General features: G+C 68.0%; 15 protein-coding genes. 14 read left to right on the top strand and 1 reads right to left on the bottom strand.

The features are described 5' to 3' along the window. Positions 1-93: 93 nt before the first annotated feature. Positions 94-930 (bottom strand): C40 family peptidase, encoded by an 837-nt coding sequence (locus tag ACFZDJ_RS32030; protein ID WP_060901541.1) that lies wholly within the window; start codon positions 928-930, stop codon positions 94-96. 725 nt (positions 931-1,655) lie between these two features. Between ACFZDJ_RS32030 and ACFZDJ_RS32035 the strand changes: the two genes are divergently transcribed. The 14 genes from ACFZDJ_RS32035 to nuoN are packed head-to-tail and all read left to right on the top strand — an operon-like array spanning position 1,656 to position 17,574. Beyond that, positions 1,656-2,015 (top strand): NADH-quinone oxidoreductase subunit A, encoded by a 360-nt coding sequence (locus ACFZDJ_RS32035; protein ID WP_007383963.1) that lies wholly within the window; start codon positions 1,656-1,658, stop codon positions 2,013-2,015. 14 nt (positions 2,016-2,029) lie between these two features. Next, complete coding sequence (locus ACFZDJ_RS32040) at positions 2,030-2,584, top strand: NADH-quinone oxidoreductase subunit B family protein (RefSeq protein ID WP_053743379.1); 555 nt, start codon at positions 2,030-2,032, stop codon at positions 2,582-2,584. Then, positions 2,581-3,321, top strand: coding sequence for an NADH-quinone oxidoreductase subunit C (locus ACFZDJ_RS32045; RefSeq protein WP_390934896.1), 741 nt, complete (start codon positions 2,581-2,583; stop codon positions 3,319-3,321). The genes ACFZDJ_RS32040 and ACFZDJ_RS32045 overlap by 4 nt, the downstream gene beginning before the upstream one ends. Continuing rightward, positions 3,318-4,661, top strand: a complete 1,344-nt coding sequence (locus tag ACFZDJ_RS32050) for an NADH-quinone oxidoreductase subunit D (protein WP_054232151.1) — start codon at positions 3,318-3,320, stop codon at positions 4,659-4,661. The genes ACFZDJ_RS32045 and ACFZDJ_RS32050 overlap by 4 nt, the downstream gene beginning before the upstream one ends. Positions 4,662-4,690: 29 nt before the next feature. After that, on the top strand, positions 4,691-5,500 hold the full coding sequence (gene nuoE, locus ACFZDJ_RS32055; RefSeq protein WP_168517683.1) for an NADH-quinone oxidoreductase subunit NuoE: 810 nt from the start codon (positions 4,691-4,693) through the stop codon (positions 5,498-5,500). Continuing rightward, positions 5,497-6,846, top strand: coding sequence for an NADH-quinone oxidoreductase subunit NuoF (gene nuoF / locus ACFZDJ_RS32060; RefSeq protein ID WP_248296907.1), 1,350 nt, complete (start codon positions 5,497-5,499; stop codon positions 6,844-6,846). Before nuoE ends, nuoF begins: the two co-directional genes overlap by 4 nt. Continuing rightward, positions 6,843-9,347, top strand: coding sequence for an NADH-quinone oxidoreductase subunit G (locus ACFZDJ_RS32065; protein ID WP_390934897.1), 2,505 nt, complete (start codon positions 6,843-6,845; stop codon positions 9,345-9,347). The genes nuoF and ACFZDJ_RS32065 overlap by 4 nt, the downstream gene beginning before the upstream one ends. After that, a complete protein-coding gene (gene nuoH, locus ACFZDJ_RS32070) occupies positions 9,344-10,717 on the top strand; it encodes an NADH-quinone oxidoreductase subunit NuoH (RefSeq protein ID WP_391064031.1) in 1,374 nt (457 codons plus the stop codon). The genes ACFZDJ_RS32065 and nuoH overlap by 4 nt, the downstream gene beginning before the upstream one ends. Further along, positions 10,710-11,312: an NADH-quinone oxidoreductase subunit NuoI gene (gene nuoI, locus ACFZDJ_RS32075; protein ID WP_382181727.1), complete on the top strand. Its 603-nt coding sequence runs from the start codon at positions 10,710-10,712 to the stop codon at positions 11,310-11,312. The genes nuoH and nuoI overlap by 8 nt, the downstream gene beginning before the upstream one ends. Next, complete coding sequence (locus ACFZDJ_RS32080; RefSeq protein WP_391064033.1) at positions 11,309-12,127, top strand: NADH-quinone oxidoreductase subunit J; 819 nt, start codon at positions 11,309-11,311, stop codon at positions 12,125-12,127. Before nuoI ends, ACFZDJ_RS32080 begins: the two co-directional genes overlap by 4 nt. Next, positions 12,124-12,423: an NADH-quinone oxidoreductase subunit NuoK gene (gene nuoK / locus ACFZDJ_RS32085; RefSeq protein ID WP_095853175.1), complete on the top strand. Its 300-nt coding sequence runs from the start codon at positions 12,124-12,126 to the stop codon at positions 12,421-12,423. The genes ACFZDJ_RS32080 and nuoK overlap by 4 nt, the downstream gene beginning before the upstream one ends. 14 nt (positions 12,424-12,437) lie before the next feature. After that, a complete protein-coding gene (gene nuoL / locus ACFZDJ_RS32090) occupies positions 12,438-14,351 on the top strand; it encodes an NADH-quinone oxidoreductase subunit L (protein ID WP_101400045.1) in 1,914 nt (637 codons plus the stop codon). A 5-nt stretch (positions 14,352-14,356) separates the two neighbouring features. Then, positions 14,357-15,928, top strand: a complete 1,572-nt coding sequence (locus ACFZDJ_RS32095) for an NADH-quinone oxidoreductase subunit M (protein WP_168510176.1) — start codon at positions 14,357-14,359, stop codon at positions 15,926-15,928. Further along, a complete protein-coding gene (nuoN, locus tag ACFZDJ_RS32100; RefSeq protein WP_384907140.1) occupies positions 15,925-17,574 on the top strand; it encodes an NADH-quinone oxidoreductase subunit NuoN in 1,650 nt (549 codons plus the stop codon). The genes ACFZDJ_RS32095 and nuoN overlap by 4 nt, the downstream gene beginning before the upstream one ends. Positions 17,575-17,607 lie beyond the last annotated feature (33 nt).

Consider the following 17,607-nt stretch of genomic DNA (forward strand, 5'->3'; position numbering starts at 1 on the left):
CCGGGGGCGGTCCCGGCCCCAGGGCAGCACGACGAGGCCGCCACCCACTCGGGTGGCGGCCTTCACGCCGTATGACTCACAAGGTCCCGCGACTCAGAGAACGCGCACCGCGCCCGTGGCCGGGTAGCCCGAAAGGTCCTGAATCACCACACCCTTGGAGGGGTTGGCCGCGTCCAGGTACTGGCCGTTACCGATGTACACACCCACGTGGTACGCCGAACCGGCCGAACCCCAGTACAGGATGTCGCCGACCTGGATGTTGGACAGCGAGACCGGCGTACCGGACGTCGACTGGTCCTGCGAGACGCGCGGCAGGTCGACACCGACCTGCCGGAACGCGGCCTGTACGAGGCCGGAGCAGTCCCAGGCGTTGGGGCCCGTACCGCCCATCACGTACGCGTCGCCGACCTGAGCCTTGAGGAAGGCGATGACGGTGGCGACACTGCCGCTGGCCGGGGCGGAGACGGTCGAACTCGAGGAGCCCGCGGAGCTGGACAGGACGGTCCGCGTGGACGACCGAGAGGCGGCCTGGGCGGCTGCGGCCTTGCGCGCGTCCTCGGCCTTCTTCTTGGCCTCGGCCTTCTTCTTGGCGTCCGCGAGGTCCGCCTTGGCCTGCTTCGCGGCCTTTGCGGCGGCCGCGTCGCGCTCGGCCTGCAGCTCGTAGTTGGCAGCTGCCTGCTGCGTGGCATCCGCGGACTGCGCCAGCTGAGTGGCCAGGTCGGCCGTCAGGGTGGGCAGTTCGAGGGTCTGGGTCACGGGCTCGGCCGCGTTCGCCGAACCAGCCGCACCGGCCACGGCCAAGGTGCTGAGAACGCCACCGGCAACTCCGGCGCGCATCGCTAGCGTCGACGCGTTGCGGCGGGGCTTCCGGTGGTTGCGTATGTGAGCGGTGTGGGACATGGGTACAACCGGTATCAGGGACTCCCTCATACCTTCAAGAAACGTGTGGTGCGCCACAGTTGTTCAATCCGCGGCCGAATCCGGGGCGCGTCACTTCTTATTGACGCCGTAACGGGCATTCTGGACAGAGATGATCAAGCCTGTGATCATGCCCTTTCCGTATTACGTCCGAATTGCCCTCTGCCTACCACTGGTCGCAGCCTGTGGCCAAGGCCGGCTTATCTGACCCATAGATCGATGTGACACAGGTCACGGAACGGTCACCGGGTCGACGGCGTCTCGCGCGCACCTCTCGACTGCCCTCTGCTCGTGAATGTGTGCACGCGTCGACGTCCGTCCACATCCGTCCACACCTCTCCCTCCGATGTGTGAACGCGCTCCTCTACCAAGCCCCTGCGTCCAGCACCAATTTGCATGCATCGGAAGTCTCTTGATATTGAGACGCCGCCCCGGACCTGTGGTGACGAGCGGAAATGTCACATCTGGTGATCGCGCGGACGCTTCGCGTATGAAGATCACTGCTCATCCGACTTCATGATCCTTCGTCAGGTGGTGGAGATCACAAAGCTTGTGCAATACCCCGTGTCGCAGATCACAGACCGGCGGGCATAAGATGCGAGGCAGTTGGGCTTGTGACCTGCTTCACATGTACGCGATCTTCGTCGGGACGCACGGGGTTCGTGGGACGGGTGGGGCGGAAGTGCTTGCCTGACGCAACCGCCAGCAGTCAGTGCCGACTGAGAGGAGCGAGGAGCGTGAACGCGTATGCGCCGATCCTCGTACTGGGAGCCCTCGGGGCAGGCTTTGCGATCTTCTCCGTGGTCATGGCCACGCTTATCGGTCCAAAGCGATACAACCGGGCCAAGCTCGAGGCCTACGAGTGCGGTATCGAGCCGACCCCCACGCCGGCCGGCGGCGGGCGCTTCCCCATCAAGTACTACCTGACGGCGATGCTCTTCATCGTCTTCGACATCGAGATCGTCTTCCTCTACCCCTGGGCCGTCACCTTCGACGCCCTGGGTGTTTTCGGGCTCGTGGAGATGCTGCTCTTCGTGCTCACCGTCTTCGTCGCGTACGCGTACGTATGGCGGCGCGGCGGCCTGGAATGGGACTGAGGGGCCTTTAAGACATGGGACTCGAAGAAAAGCTGCCGAGCGGATTCCTGCTGACCACCGTCGAGCAGGCCGCGGGCTGGGTGCGCAAGGCGTCCGTCTTCCCCGCCACGTTCGGACTCGCCTGCTGCGCCATCGAGATGATGACGACCGGCGCGGGCCGCTACGACCTCGCGCGCTTCGGCATGGAGGTCTTCCGCGGCTCACCGCGCCAGGCCGACCTCATGATCGTGGCCGGCCGCGTCAGTCAGAAGATGGCGCCGGTGCTGCGGCAGGTCTATGACCAGATGCCCAACCCCAAGTGGGTGATCTCCATGGGGGTCTGTGCCTCATCGGGTGGAATGTTCAACAACTACGCCATTGTGCAGGGCGTCGACCACATCGTCCCGGTCGACATCTATTTGCCCGGCTGTCCGCCGCGGCCCGAGATGCTGATCGACGCGATCCTCAAGCTCCACCAGAAGATCCAGACCTCCAAGCTCGGCGTGAACGCCGAGGAGGCGGCCCGCGAGGCGGAGGAAGCGGCGCTCAAGGCGCTCCCCACCATCGAGATGAAGGGCCTGCTGCGGTGAGCGACGTGAACGGCAACGGGGTGAACCCCGAGAAGGACCTCGGCGCCTCCAACCTCCCCGGCCAGCGTGGCGAGGGCGGTGAGGAGATCCGCGTCCAGCGCGGCATGTTCGGCGCCAACAACGGCGGCGACACCACCGGCTACGGAGGCCTGGTCCGCTCCGTCCGGCTCCCCGGCCCGGCCACCCGCCCCTACGGCGGCTGGTTCGACGAGGTCGCCGACGAACTGGAAGGCGCCCTGGAGGAACAGGGACTCGTCCCCGACAACGCCATCGAGAAGACGATCGTCGACCGCGACGAGCTCACCTTCCACATCGAACGCGAGTACCTGCTCCGGGTCGCCCAGACCCTCCGCGACGACCCGGCCCTCCGCTTCGAACTGTGCACGGGTGTGAGCGCAGTGCACTACCCGAGCGACAAGGGCCGGGAGCTGCACGCCGTCTACCACCTGCGCTCGATCACCCACAACCGGCTGATCCGCCTCGAAGTCAGCGCCCCCGACGCCGACCCGCACGTCCCCTCGCTCGTCTCCGTCTACCCGACGAACGACTGGCACGAGCGCGAGACGTACGACTTCTTCGGCCTGATCTTCGACGGCCACCCGGCCCTGACGCGGATCATGATGCCGGACGACTGGCAGGGCCACCCGCAGCGCAAGGACTACCCCCTCGGTGGCATCCCCATCGAGTACAAGGGCGCCCAGATCCCTGCTCCGGACCAGCGGAGGTCGTACTCATGAGCACGCAGACCCCTTCTTCCGGCGCGTCCGCCGCGGCGGCGCGGGAGACGACCGAGGGCACCGTATATACGGTCACCGGTGGCGACTGGGACGAGATCGCCCAGTCCGCGGCGAAGTCCGACGACGAGCGCATCATCGTCAACATGGGCCCGCAGCACCCGTCCACCCACGGCGTGCTCCGGCTCATCCTGGAGATCGACGGCGAGACGGTCACCGAGGCCCGCTGCGGCATCGGCTACCTCCACACCGGCATCGAGAAGAACCTCGAGTTCCGCACGTGGACCCAGGGCACCACGTTCGTGACGCGCATGGACTATCTGACGCCGTTCTTCAACGAGACGGCCTACTGTCTCGCCGTCGAGAAACTCCTCGGCATCGAGGACCAGATCCCCGACCGCGCCACGATCATCCGCGTCCTCCTGATGGAGCTGAACCGACTCTCCTCCCATCTGGTGTGCATCGCCACCGGAGGCATGGAACTCGGCGCCACCACGATCATGATCTACGGCTTCCGTGATCGTGAACTCATTCTCGACATCTACGAGCTGATCACCGGCCTGCGGATGAACCACGCGTACATCCGCCCCGGCGGACTCGCCCAGGACCTGCCGCCCGGCGCGGTGGACCAGATCCGCGAGTTCGTGAAGAAGATGCACAAGAACCTTCCCGAGTACGACAAGCTCGCCACCGGGAACCCCATCTTCAAGGCCCGTATGCAGGACGTCGGCTACCTCGACCTGGCCGGCTGCATGGCCCTCGGCGCCACCGGCCCGATCCTGCGCTCCGCGGGCCTGCCGCACGACCTGCGCAAGGCCCAGCCGTACTGCGGCTACGAGACGTACGACTTCGAGATCCCGACCGCCGACACCTGCGACTCCTACGGGCGCTTCCTGATCCGCCTGGAGGAAATGCGCCAGTCGCTGCACATCGTCGAGCAGTGCCTGGACCGGCTGCAGCCCGGCCCGGTCATGGTCGCCGACAAGAAGATCGCCTGGCCCGCCCAGCTCGCACTGGGCCCCGACGGTCTCGGCAACTCCCTAGACCACATCAAGAAGATCATGGGCACCTCCATGGAGGCCCTGATCCACCACTTCAAGCTGGTGACCGAGGGCTTCCGCGTCCCGCCGGGACAGGCGTACGCGGCGGTCGAGTCGCCCAAGGGCGAGCTCGGGGTGCACGCCGTGTCCGACGGAGGCACCCGCCCCTACCGGGTCCACTTCCGCGACCCGTCCTTCACCAATCTGCAGGCGATGGCGGCGATGTGCGAGGGCGGCCAGGTCGCCGACGTCATCGTCGCCGTCGCGTCCATCGACCCCGTGATGGGAGGCGTCGACCGGTGACCACCACCCCCGAGGGCGTCAGCCTGGGTATGCCCCAACTGCCCGCGCCCGACTATCCGGACGACGTTCGAGCCCGGCTCGAAGCGGACGCGCGCGAGATCGTCGCCCGCTACCCGGACTCCCGTTCGGCGCTCCTTCCGTTGCTGCATCTCGTGCAGTCGGAGGAGGGCCACGTCACGCGCACGGGGCAGCGGTTCTGCGCCGACGTACTGAACCTGACCACGGCCGAGGTCACCGCCGTCGCGACCTTCTACTCGATGTACCGGCGCAAGCCGAGCGGTGACTACCAGGTGGGTGTGTGCACCAACACCCTGTGCGCGGTCATGGGCGGCGACGCGATCTTCGAGGCCCTGCAGGACCACCTGGGCGTCGGCAACGGTGAGACCACCGACGACGGCAAGGTCACGCTGGAGCACATCGAGTGCAACGCGGCCTGCGACTTCGCACCGGTCGTGATGGTCAACTGGGAGTTCTTCGACAACCAGACCGTGGCCTCCGCGAAGCGCCTCGTCGACGACCTGCGCACGGGAGCACAGGTCGCACCCACCCGCGGCGCCCCCTTGTGCAGCTTCAAGGACACCGCGCGAATCCTGGCGGGCTTCCCCGACGAGCGCGAGGGCGCCGTGGAGGCGGGCGGCAGCGCGGGCCCCGCCTCACTGATCGGTCTCCGCCTGGCCAAGGGGGAGAGCGTCCAGGCGCGCGTGGTCCACCCACGAGGCGGCCGGGCACCGCAGGACCAGCCGCCGGCCGAGCACCTGAGCTCGCACGACGCGCCGCAGGACACATCGGCCTCTGATCCGTCGCACCCGGCGGGTCCCGCAGCCGAGGAGGGGGAGTGATGACGTTGGCACCCGAGATCGACGAGACCAGCCCGGAGAAGCTGCTCGCACCCGTGCTGTCGGCCTTCTGGGACGAGGAGAAGTCCTGGACGCTGGACGTCTACCGGAGGCACGAGGGGTACGAGGGGCTGCGCAAGGCGCTGGCCATGTCGCCGGACGACCTGATCGCGTACGTCAAGGACTCCGGTCTGCGCGGCCGGGGCGGCGCGGGATTCCCCACCGGAATGAAGTGGCAGTTCATTCCTCAGGGCGATGGCAAACCTCACTATCTAGTTGTCAACGCCGACGAATCGGAGCCGGGAACCTGCAAGGACATCCCGCTCCTCTTCGCGAACCCGCACAGCCTCATCGAGGGCATGGTGATCGCGTGTTATGCCATCCGGTCTTCGCATGCGTTCATCTATCTCCGCGGTGAAGTCGTCCCCGTATTGCGACGGTTGCACGAGGCCGTTCGAGAGGCCTACGCGGCGGGCTACCTGGGCGAGAACATCCTGGGCAGCGGACTAGACCTCAAGCTCACCGTGCACGCGGGCGCGGGCGCGTACATCTGCGGTGAGGAGACCGCACTGCTCGACTCGCTCGAAGGCCGCCGTGGTCAACCGCGGCTCCGTCCCCCCTTCCCAGCCGTCGCGGGCCTCTATGCGTGCCCGACTGTGGTGAATAACGTCGAGTCGATCGCGTCAGTTCCCGCCATTCTCCGAAAAGGCAAGGAATGGTTCAGGTCGATGGGCAGCGAGAAGTCCCCGGGCTTCACGCTCTACTCGCTCAGCGGCCATGTCGCCAGCCCCGGCCAGTACGAAGCTCCGCTCGGCATCACACTCCGTCAACTCCTCGAGATGAGCGGCGGGATGCGCCCCGGCCACCGGTTGAAGTTCTGGACTCCGGGCGGCTCCTCGACCCCGATGTTCACCGACGAGCACCTCGACGTCCCTCTTGATTACGAAGGAGTGGGTGCCGCGGGTTCCATGCTCGGCACAAAAGCACTCCAGTGCTTCGACGAGACGACCTGCGTCGTGCGGGCGGTCACCCGGTGGACCGAGTTCTACGCCCACGAGTCCTGCGGCAAGTGCACACCCTGCCGCGAAGGGACCTACTGGCTCGTGCAGTTGCTGCGCGACATCGAGGCCGGCAAGGGCGTCATGTCGGACCTCGACAAGCTCAACGACATCGCCGACAACATCAACGGCAAGTCGTTCTGCGCCCTCGGCGACGGCGCCGCCTCGCCGATCTTCTCCTCGCTCAAGTACTTCCGCGGGGAGTACGAGGAGCACATCACGGGCCGCGGCTGCCCCTTTGATCCGGCCAAGTCCACCGCTTGGGCCGACCGCACGGAGGTGAACGCATGACGGTGACCACCAGCGCTCCCTCGGGAGGGGGAGAGGCGGCGGTTCCGCCGGAGGACCTCGTCTCGCTGACGATCGACGGAGCAGAGATCAGCGTGCCCAAGGGCACCCTGGTCATCCGGGCCGCCGAACAGCTCGGCATCGAGATCCCCCGATTCTGCGACCATCCGCTGCTCGACCCGGCCGGCGCCTGCCGCCAGTGCATCGTCGAGGTCGAGGGCCAGCGCAAGCCCATGGCGTCCTGCACGATCACGTGTACGGACGGAATGGTGGTGAAGACTCACCTCACCTCGCCCGCCGCCGAAAAGGCCCAGCACGGTGTGATGGAGCTGCTGCTCATCAACCACCCGCTGGACTGCCCGGTCTGCGACAAGGGCGGCGAGTGCCCGCTGCAGAACCAGGCGATGTCGCACGGCAACGCCGAATCCCGCTTCGAGGGCAAGAAGCGGACCTACGAGAAGCCGGTCCCGATCTCCACGCAGGTGCTGCTCGACCGCGAGCGGTGCGTGCTGTGCGCCCGCTGCACCCGCTTCTCCAACCAGATCGCGGGCGACCCGATGATCGAGCTGATCGAGCGGGGCGCGCTCCAGCAGGTCGGCACCGGCGAGGGCGACCCGTTCGAGTCGTACTTCTCCGGGAACACCATCCAGATCTGCCCGGTGGGCGCGCTGACCTCGGCGGCGTATCGCTTCCGCTCGCGTCCGTTCGACCTCGTCTCCTCGCACTCGGTGTGCGAGCACTGCGCGGGCGGCTGCGCGACCCGCACCGACCACCGGCGCGGCAAGGTCATGCGGCGCCTGGCCTCCCCCGACCCCGAGGTCAACGAGGAGTGGCTCTGCGACAAGGGGCGGTTCGGGTTCCGGTACGCGCAGCAGCGGGACCGGCTCGACACACCCCTGGTACGGGGTGAGTCGGGTGAACTGGAGCCCGCTTCCTGGCCCGAGGCCCTGGAGGCGGCGGCTCGGGGCCTGTCGGCGGCACGCGGCCGGACCGGCGTCCTGACCGGTGGCCGCCTCACCATCGAGGACGCCTACGCCTACAGCAAGTTCGCGCGCGTGGCCCTCGACACGAACGACATCGACTTCCGCGCGCGCGTGCACAGCGCCGAGGAGGCCGACTTCCTGGCCTCCCGGGTCGCCGGACACGGACGGGACCTCGACGGTACGGGCCTGACCTACACCACTTTGGAGAAGGCGCCCGCCGTCCTGCTCGTCGGCTTCGAGGCCGAGGAGGAGGCGCCCGGAGTCTTCCTGCGGCTGCGCAAGGCCTGGCGCGGACACGGACAGAAGACCTTCTCGCTCGCCACGTACGCGACACGCGGCCTGGACAAGGCGGGCGGCACGCTGCTGCCCGCCGCGCCCGGTACCGAGACCGAGTGGCTGGACGCCCTCGCGAGCGGCGTCGGTCTGGAGGGCGACGGTGCCAAGGCCGCCGAGGCGCTGCACACCGAGGGCGCGGTGATCGTCGTCGGCGAGCGGCTCGCGGGCGTGGCGGGCGGACTCACCGCCGCCGTACGGGCCGCGTCCGCGACCGGCGCCACACTGGTGTGGATCCCGCGCCGGGCCGGGGAGCGCGGCGCGATCGAGGCGGGCGCGCTGCCGTCGCTGCTACCGGGCGGGCGTCCGGCCACCGACCCGCGCGCGCGGGAGGAGGTCGCGACAGCCTGGGGCGTCTCCGCACTCCCGCACCGCTACGGGCGCGACACCGGCCAGATCGTCGAGGCCGCCGTCGGCGGGGAGCTGCGAGCCCTGGTGGTGGCGGGCGTGGAGGTCGCCGACCTTCCCGACCCGGCACGCGCGCGTGCGGCCCTTTCCGAAGTCGGCTTCCTGGTGTCGCTCGAACTGCGGCCCGGTGAGGTCACCGAGCACGCGGATGTCGTCCTCCCGGTGGCCGCGGTCGCCGAGAAGGCGGGCACCTTCCTGAACTGGGAAGGCAGGGTGCGCTTCTTCGAGGCCGCGCTCAAGCCCGACCAGATGACCCGCCGCCTGGCGCCCACCGACGCGCGCGTCCTGCAGATGCTCGCCGACGCCATGGACGTACACCTGGGTCTGCCGGATCTGCGCACCACGCGCGGGGAGCTGGACCGGCTCGGTCCCTGGGGCGGCCTGCGGGCCACCGGGCCCGTGGAGATCGCGGCATCGCTGCCGCGTCCCGCCGCGGGGGAGGCCGTGCTCGCGGGCCACCGACTGCTGCTCGACCAGGGACGCCTCCAGGAAGGCGACGACGCGCTCGCCGGGACCCGGCATGCCGCACGCGCGCGTGTGTCGGCCGCCACGGCCGCCGAGGCGGGCGTCAAGGAAGGCGACCTCCTCGCGGTCACCAGCAGCGCCGGAACCGTCGAACTCCCGCTGCAGATCACCGAGATGCCCGACCGCGTGGTCTGGCTCCCGCTGAACTCCACCGGAGGGGGCGTCGCCTCCGACACGGGGGCGCTGCCCGGCGCACTCGTCCGCATCGGCCCGGCGACGCTCGCCACCGAGGCCCCCAAGGAGGTGGAGGCATGACGCCGTACCTCGCCGCTGAAGACCTCTCCATGTTCGGCCACGACCCCTGGTGGCTGGTCGTCGTCAAGGCGGTCTTCTGCTTCGCCTTCCTGATGGTGACCGTGCTCTTCTCCATCGTGTGGGAGCGCAAGGTCGTCGCCTGGATGCAGCTGCGCATCGGACCCAACCGGCACGGCCCCTGGGGCATGCTCCAGTCGCTCGCCGACGGCGTCAAACTGATGCTCAAGGAAGACGTCATCGTCAAACGCGCGGACAAGGTGGTCTACGTCCTCGCGCCGATCGTCGCGGCCATCCCGGCCTTCATGGCGATCGCGGTGATCCCCTTCGGACCCGCCGACAACGAGATCTCGATCTTCGGCCATCGCACCACGATGCAGCTCACGGACCTGCCGATCGCGATGCTGTACATCCTCGCGGTCGCCTCGGTGGGCATCTACGGGATCGTGCTGGCGGGTTGGAGTTCTGGATCCACCTACCCGCTGCTGGGCGGTCTGCGGTCCTGCGCGCAGATGATCTCGTACGAGATCGCCATGGGCGCCGCTTTCGCCTCGGTGTTCCTCTACTCCGGGTCGATGTCGACCTCGACGATCGTCGAACAGCAGCACGACCGCTGGTACATCATCCTGCTGCCGGTCTCGTTCCTGATCTACATCATCACAATGGTGGGCGAGACCAACCGCGCCCCCTTCGACATGCCGGAGTCCGAGGGCGACCTCGTCGGCGGTTTCAACACCGAGTACTCGTCCATCAAGTTCGCGCTGTTCATGCTCGCCGAGTACGTGAACATGGTGACGGTCTCGGCCGTGTCGACCACGCTCTTCCTGGGCGGCTGGCGGGCCCCGTGGCCCATCAGCACCTTCTGGGAGGGTGCCAACCACGGCTGGTGGCCGATGCTCTGGTTCGTGGTGAAGGTGCAGCTGCTGCTGTTCTTCTTCATCTGGCTGCGCGGCACGCTGCCGCGCGTCCGCTACGACCAGCTGATGAAGCTCGGCTGGAAGGTCCTCATCCCGGTCTCCGTGGTCTGGCTGATGCTCGTCGCGACCGTACGGACCCTCAAGAACGAGAACTACGGCTTCGCCGACATCGCCCTGTACGTCGGCGGTGGCGTCCTCGTCCTGCTGCTGCTCTCGTTCGCCGTGGACATCTTCCGCGACAAGCAGGGAGCGCAGGAAGCGCCTGCCGAGCCCGCCGCCTTCGACCCGATGGCCGGTGGATTCCCGGTGCCGCCACTGCCGGGACAGGAGCTGCCACCCGTGCCACGGCGCCGCCCGCGCCGCGAGCGCGAGTTGATTGTCAGTGGTGGGTCCGATACTGCGAGTGACGGATCGAATGGCGGAACTCGTGACGGAAAGGAGGGGTCCGATGGCTGAGGAGCCGAAGGAGACCAAGCCTGGTTTCCAGAACCCCGTCGCCGGCTTCGGCGTGACCTTCAAGGCCATGTTCAAGAAGCGCCTGACGGAGCAGTACCCGGAGCAGCAGAAGACCACCGCCCCGCGGTTCCACGGCCGGCACCAGCTCAACCGCCACCCGGACGGTCTGGAGAAGTGCATCGGCTGCGAGCTGTGCGCCTGGGCCTGCCCCGCGGACGCCATCTATGTGGAGGGCGCGGACAACACCGACGAGGAGCGCTACTCGCCGGGCGAGCGGTACGGCCGCGTCTACCAGATCAACTACGCCCGCTGCATCCTGTGCGGCCTGTGCATCGAGGCGTGCCCCACCCGCGCGCTCACGATGACGAACGAGTTCGAGCTCGCCGACTCCAGCCGCGCCAACCTCATCTACACCAAGGAACAGCTGCTCGCCGGGCTCGATGAGGGCATGGTCGACACACCGCACTCGATCTTCCCCGGCACGGACGAGCAGGACTACTACCAGGGTCTGGTGACCGAGGCGGCGCCGGGCACGCAGCGCCAAGTCGCCGTCTCCAAGGGCGAGAAGCCCACGGAAGAGGGGGTGGGGGCATGAGCGCGCAGCTCGCCGCCTACTCCACCTCCACCGGAGAGGCCTTCCAGTTCTGGGTCCTCGGCGCGGTCGCTGTGATCGGCGCCTTGTGCACCGTCTTCATGAAGAAGACCGTGCACAGCGCGCTCTGTCTCGCCGGCACCATGATCATCCTGGCGGTGTTCTACCTCGCCAACGGCGCCTACTTCCTGGGCGTCGTGCAGATCGTCGTCTACACCGGCGCGATCATGATGCTGTTCCTCTTCGTGGTCATGCTCGTCGGTGTCACCGCGGCGGACTCCCTGAAAGAGACCATCAAGGGTCAGCGCTGGCTGGCTCTGGTGTGCGGACTCGGCTTCGGCGTCCTGCTGATCGCGGGCATCGGCAACGCGTCCCTGAAGGACTTCAACGGCCTGAGCAAGGCCAACGCCAACGGGAACGTGGAAGGCCTCGCCGCCCTCATCTTCACGAAGTACGTGTTCGCCTTCGAAATCACCGGCGCCCTGCTCATCACGGCCGCCGTTGGCGCGATGGTGCTCACGCACCGCGAGCGCACCGAGCGCGCCAAGACCCAGCGCGAGCTGTCCGAGCAGCGCGTACGGGAAGGCAAGCACGTACCGCCGCTGCCGGCCCCCGGTGTCTACGCCCGGCACAACGCGGTGGACATCGCCGGCCTCCTCCCGGACGGCACCCCGTCCGAGCTGACCGTCAGCAAGACGCTGCGGGACCGCGGCCAGATCCGTGACGTGTCCACAGAGGCGCTGAGCGATCTGAAGGCGCTGGAGCAGCGAGCCGAAGAACGCCTGGAGCGCACGAAGACGGAGGAGGCGTCCAAGTGAACCCGGTCAACTACCTCTATCTCGCCGCCCTGTTGTTCACGATCGGCGCCACCGGCGTGCTGATCAGACGCAACGCGATCGTGGTGTTCATGTGCGTCGAGCTCATGCTCAACGCCTGCAACCTCGCGTTCGTCGTCTTCTCCCGCCTGCACGGCAATCTCGACGGCCAGATCATCGCCTTCTTCACGATGGTCGTCGCCGCCGCGGAGGTCGTGGTCGGGCTCGCGATCATCGTGTCGCTCTTCCGTTCCCGCCACTCGGCCTCGGTCGACGACGCCAGCCTGATGAAGCTGTAAGGGGTCGCTGAATCGTGGAGAACCTGATTGCGCTGCTGGTAGCGGCGCCTCTGCTCGGAGCGGCCGTACTGCTGTGCGGCGGCCGGCGGCTCGATGCCGTCGGCCACTGGATCGGTACGGCGCTCGCGGCCGCGTCCTTCGTGATCGGCGCGATCCTCTTCGCCGACATGCTGGGCAAGAGCGCGGACCACCGGGCCATGAGCCAGTACCTGTTCAGCTGGGTCCCCGTCGAGGGCTTCCAGGCGGACGTCTCCTTCCAGCTCGACCAGCTGTCGATGACGTTCGTCCTGCTGATCACCGGCGTCGGCTCACTGATCCACCTGTACTCGATCGGGTACATGGAGCACGACGAGCGGCGCCGCCGCTTCTTCGGCTACCTGAACCTGTTCCTCGCGGCGATGCTGCTGCTCGTCCTCGCCGACAACTACCTGCTGTTGTACGTCGGCTGGGAGGGCGTCGGCCTCGCCTCGTACCTGCTGATCGGCTTCTGGCAGCACAAGCCCAGCGCCGCCACCGCCGCGAAGAAGGCCTTCCTGGTCAACCGCGTCGGCGACATGGGCCTGTCGATCGCCATCATGCTGATGTTCACCACCTTCGGGTCCTTCGCCTTCGGGCCGGTGCTCGGTACCGAGGGGCACCCGGGGCTCGTCGGTGGCGCGACCGAGGGCAAGCTCACCGCCGTCGCCCTGATGCTGCTGCTCGCCGCCTGCGGCAAGTCCGCCCAGGTGCCGCTGCAGTCCTGGCTCGGAGACGCGATGGAGGGCCCGACCCCGGTCTCGGCCCTCATCCACGCCGCGACCATGGTGACCGCGGGTGTCTACCTGATCGTCCGCTCTGCCGCGATCTTCAACGCCGCGCCCGACGCCCAGCTCGTCGTCACCGTGGTCGGCGCCGTCACGCTCCTGTTCGGTGCGATCGTCGGTTGCGCGAAGGACGACATCAAGAAGGCGCTCGCCGGATCGACGATGTCGCAGATCGGCTACATGGTGCTGGCCGCGGGCCTCGGCCCCATCGGCTACGTCTTCGCGATCATGCACCTGGTGACGCACGGCTTCTTCAAGGCCGGACTGTTCCTCGGCGCCGGCTCGGTCATGCACGGCATGAACGACGAGGTCGACATGCGCAAGTACGGCGGCCTCCGCACGTACATGCCGATCACCTTCGTCACCTTCGGCCTCGGCTATCTCGCCATCATCGGCTTCCCGGGCCTGTCCGGCTTCTTCTCCAAGGACAAGATCATCGAGGCGGCCTTCGCGAAGGGCGGCACCGAGGGCTGGATCCTCGGCGGGGCGGCCCTGCTGGGCGCGGCCATCACGGCGTACTACATGACCCGCGTGATGATCATGACCTTCTTCGGGGAGAAGCGCTGGCAGCCGGACGCCGAAGGCCATGAGCCGCACCCGCACGAGTCCCCGCGGTCCATGACGATCCCCATGATCGTGCTGGCCTTCGGATCGGTCTTCGCGGGCGGTTTCTTCAGCATCGGCGACCGCTTCCTCAACTGGCTGGAGCCGGTCACCGGGCACTCGGAGGGCAACTCGCCCGTCAGCGCCCTCACCGTCACGCTGGCCACGATGGTGCTGCTCGTCGTCGGCGCCGGAATCGCGTACGCCCAGTACGGGCGCAGCCCCGTCCCGGTCGTCGCCCCGCGCGGTTCCCTGCTCACCCGGGCCGCCCGGCGCGACCTGCTCCAGGACGACTTCAACCACGTCGTGCTGGTACGCGGCGGGGAGCACCTCACACGCTCCCTGGTGTACGTCGACCACACCCTGGTCGACGGGGTCGTCAACGGCACCGCGGCCTCCATGGGCGGCCTCTCCGGGCGGCTGCGCAAGTTGCAGAACGGCTATGCGCGCAGTTACGCGGTCTCGATGTTCGGCGGTGTGGCGATCCTCGTCGCCGCGACCCTGCTGATGAGGGCGGTCTGATACCGATGTCCTTTCCTCTGCTGACAGCGACGGCGGCGCTCCCGGCGATCGGGGCGATCGCCACGGCCGCCGTGCCGGCCGCGCAACGCGTCGCCGCCAAGTGGCTGGCGCTGCTCGTCTCGCTCGCCACGCTCGTCCTGGCCGCGATCGTGCTCGTACGCTTCGACCCCGGCGGCGACCGCTACCAGCTCACCGAATCCCATGCCTGGATCAAGGACTTCGGAGTGCGGTACGAGCTGGGCGTGGACGGCATCGGGGTGGCGCTCGTCGCGCTGACCGCGCTGCTGATCCCGTTCGTGATCCTGGCGGGCTGGCACGATGCCGACCCGCAGGAGACAGGAAACAGGCGCTGGCGGCCGACCCAGGGCTTCTTCGCCCTGATCCTGGCCGTCGAGGCGATGGTGATCATCTCCTTCGAGGCCACGGACGTCTTCCTCTTCTACATCTTCTTCGAAGCCATGCTGATCCCGATGTACTTCCTCATCGGCGGCTTCGGGGACCGTGCCCACGAGCACGGGGACGAGGCGGCGGCGACCCAACGCTCGTACGCCGCGGTGAAGTTCCTCCTCTACAACCTGGTCGGCGGCCTGATCATGCTGGCCGCCGTCATCGGCCTCTATGTAGTGGCCGGAAACTTCTCGCTCCAGGAGATCGTGCAGGCCCGCGCCAGTGGATCGCTGCACATGGCGACCAGCACGGAGCGGTGGCTGTTCCTCGGCTTCTTCTTCGCGTTCGCGGTGAAGGCGCCCCTGTGGCCGCTGCACACCTGGCTGCCCAACGCCATGGGAGAGGCCACGGCCCCGGTCGCGGTACTGATCACGGCGGTGGTCGACAAGGTCGGCACCTTCGCGATGCTCCGCTTCTGCCTCCAGCTCTTCCCGGAGGCGAGCAAGTGGGCGACGCCGGTCATCCTCGTCCTCGCCCTCATCAGCATCATCTACGGGGCGCTGCTCGCGGTCGGCCAGCGGGACATCAAACGGCTGGTGGCGTACGCGTCGATCTCGCACTTCGGGTTCATCATCCTGGGCATCTTCGCGATGACCAGCCAGGGCCAGTCGGGCGCGACGCTCTACATGGTCAACCACGGGATCTCGACCGCCGCCCTGATGCTGGTGGCGGGCTTCCTGATCTCGCGGCGCGGCTCGCGTCTGATCGCCGACTACGGAGGGGTGCAGAAAGTCGCCCCGGTGCTCGCGGGCACCTTCCTGATCGGCGGCCTCGCGACCCTCTCGCTCCCCGGGCTCGCGCCCTTCGTGAGTGAATTCCTGGTCCTGGTGGGCGCGTTCGAGCGCTACCCGGCCGTCGGCATCGTCGCCACCTTCGGCATCGTCCTCGCCGCGCTCTACACGCTCGTCCTCTATCAGCGGACGATGACGGGCCCGGTGAAGGCGGAGGTCGCCGAGATGCCCGACCTCAGGGTGCGTGAGCTCCTGGTGGTCGCCCCGCTGATCGCCCTGCTGATCTTCCTGGGCGTCTATCCGAAGCCGGTCACCGACATCGTCAACCCGGCGGTCCAGCAGACCATGTCCGACGTCCATAAGACGGACCCCAAGCCCGAGGTGGAGGCGGCCAAGTGAGCGCAGCAGCCGTCCACAGCCTGTGGACAACCGCGGCCGAACCGATCTCCAAGATCAACGCGCCGAAGATCGAATACGGGCAATTGTCGCCCACCCTGATCGTGATCGGGGCGGCGCTCGTAGGGGTGCTCGTCGAGGCCTTCGTGCCGCGCAAGTTCCGCTACTACACGCAGGTCTTCCTGTCCGTCGTCGCGCTCGCCGCCGCCTTCGCCGCGGTGATCGCACTGGCGGCGGGCGGATACGGCACCACAAAGGCGCATATCGCGGCCATGGGCGCGATCGCCGTCGACGGACCGTCCCTGTTCCTGCAGGGCACGATCCTGCTGGCGGGCATCCTCGGTGTCTTCACCTTCGCCGAGCGACGGCTCGACCCGGAGGCGCACGGCAACCGCGTCGACTCGTTCGCCGCGCAGGCCGCTTCCGTGCCCGGCAGCGACAGCGAGAAGGCCGCGGTGAAGGCCGGGTTCACCACCACCGAGGTGTTCCCGCTGCTGCTCTTCGCGATCGGCGGCATGCTGGTCTTCCCGTCGGCCAACGACCTGCTGACGCTGTTCATCGCGCTGGAAGTCTTCTCGCTGCCCCTCTACCTGCTGTGTGCCGTGGCCCGCCGCAAGCGGCTCATGTCGCAGGAGGCCGCGGTCAAGTACTTCCTGCTCGGCGCCTTCGCCTCCGCGTTCACCCTCTTCGGCATCGCCCTGCTCTACGGCTACGCGGGCTCCGTGTCGTACGCGACGATCGCGCAGGTCGTGGACGGCACGATCCCGAACGTCGACCTGGCGCTCGCCGGCACCATGGGCAACGACGTGCTGCTGCTCATCGGCGCCGCGATGGTCGTCATGGGCCTGCTCTTCAAGGTCGGCGCGGTGCCGTTCCACATGTGGACGCCCGACGTCTACCAGGGCGCGCCGACACCGGTCACCGGCTTCATGGCCGCGGCGACGAAGGTGGCCGCCTTCGGGGCGCTGCTGCGGCTGCTGTACGTCGTCCTGCCGGGTCTGCGCTGGGACTGGCGGCCGGTCATGTGGGCCGTCGCGATCGTCACCATGCTGGGCGGTGCGATCGTCGCGATCACCCAGACCGACATCAAGCGGCTCCTTGCGTACTCGTCCATCGCGCACGCCGGATTCATCCTCGCGGGCGTCATCGCGACCTCGCCGGACGGCGTCTCGTCGGTCCTCTTCTACCTGGCCGCGTACTCGTTCGTGACGATCGGGGCCTTCGCGGTCGTGACCCTGGTCCGGGACGCGGGCGGCGAGGCCACGCACCTGTCCAAGTGGGCGGGCCTCGGACGCCGCTCCCCGCTGGTGGCGGCGGTCTTCGCGGTCTTCCTGCTGGCGTTCGCGGGCATCCCGCTGACCTCCGGCTTCGCCGGGAAGTTCGCCGTCTTCAAGGCGGCGGCGGAGGGCGGCGCGGGCCCGCTGGTCGTGGTCGGTGTGATCTCGTCGGCGATCGCGGCGTTCTTCTACATCCGCGTGATCGTGCTCATGTTCTTCAGCGAGCCGCGGCCGGAGGGACCGACGGTCGCCGTGCCCTCGCCGCTGACCATGACGGCGATCGGGTTCGGCGTGGCGGTCACGCTGGTGCTCGGTGTGGCGCCGCAGTACTTCCTGAACCTGGCGAGCCAGGCGGGAGTCTTCGTCCGCTGAACCACGTACGGGCCGGGGCCCCGCTCCCTCCTC

This window comes from Streptomyces sp. NPDC007896, from assembly GCF_042959425.1.
Classification (GTDB): Bacteria; Actinomycetota; Actinomycetes; order Streptomycetales; family Streptomycetaceae; genus Streptomyces.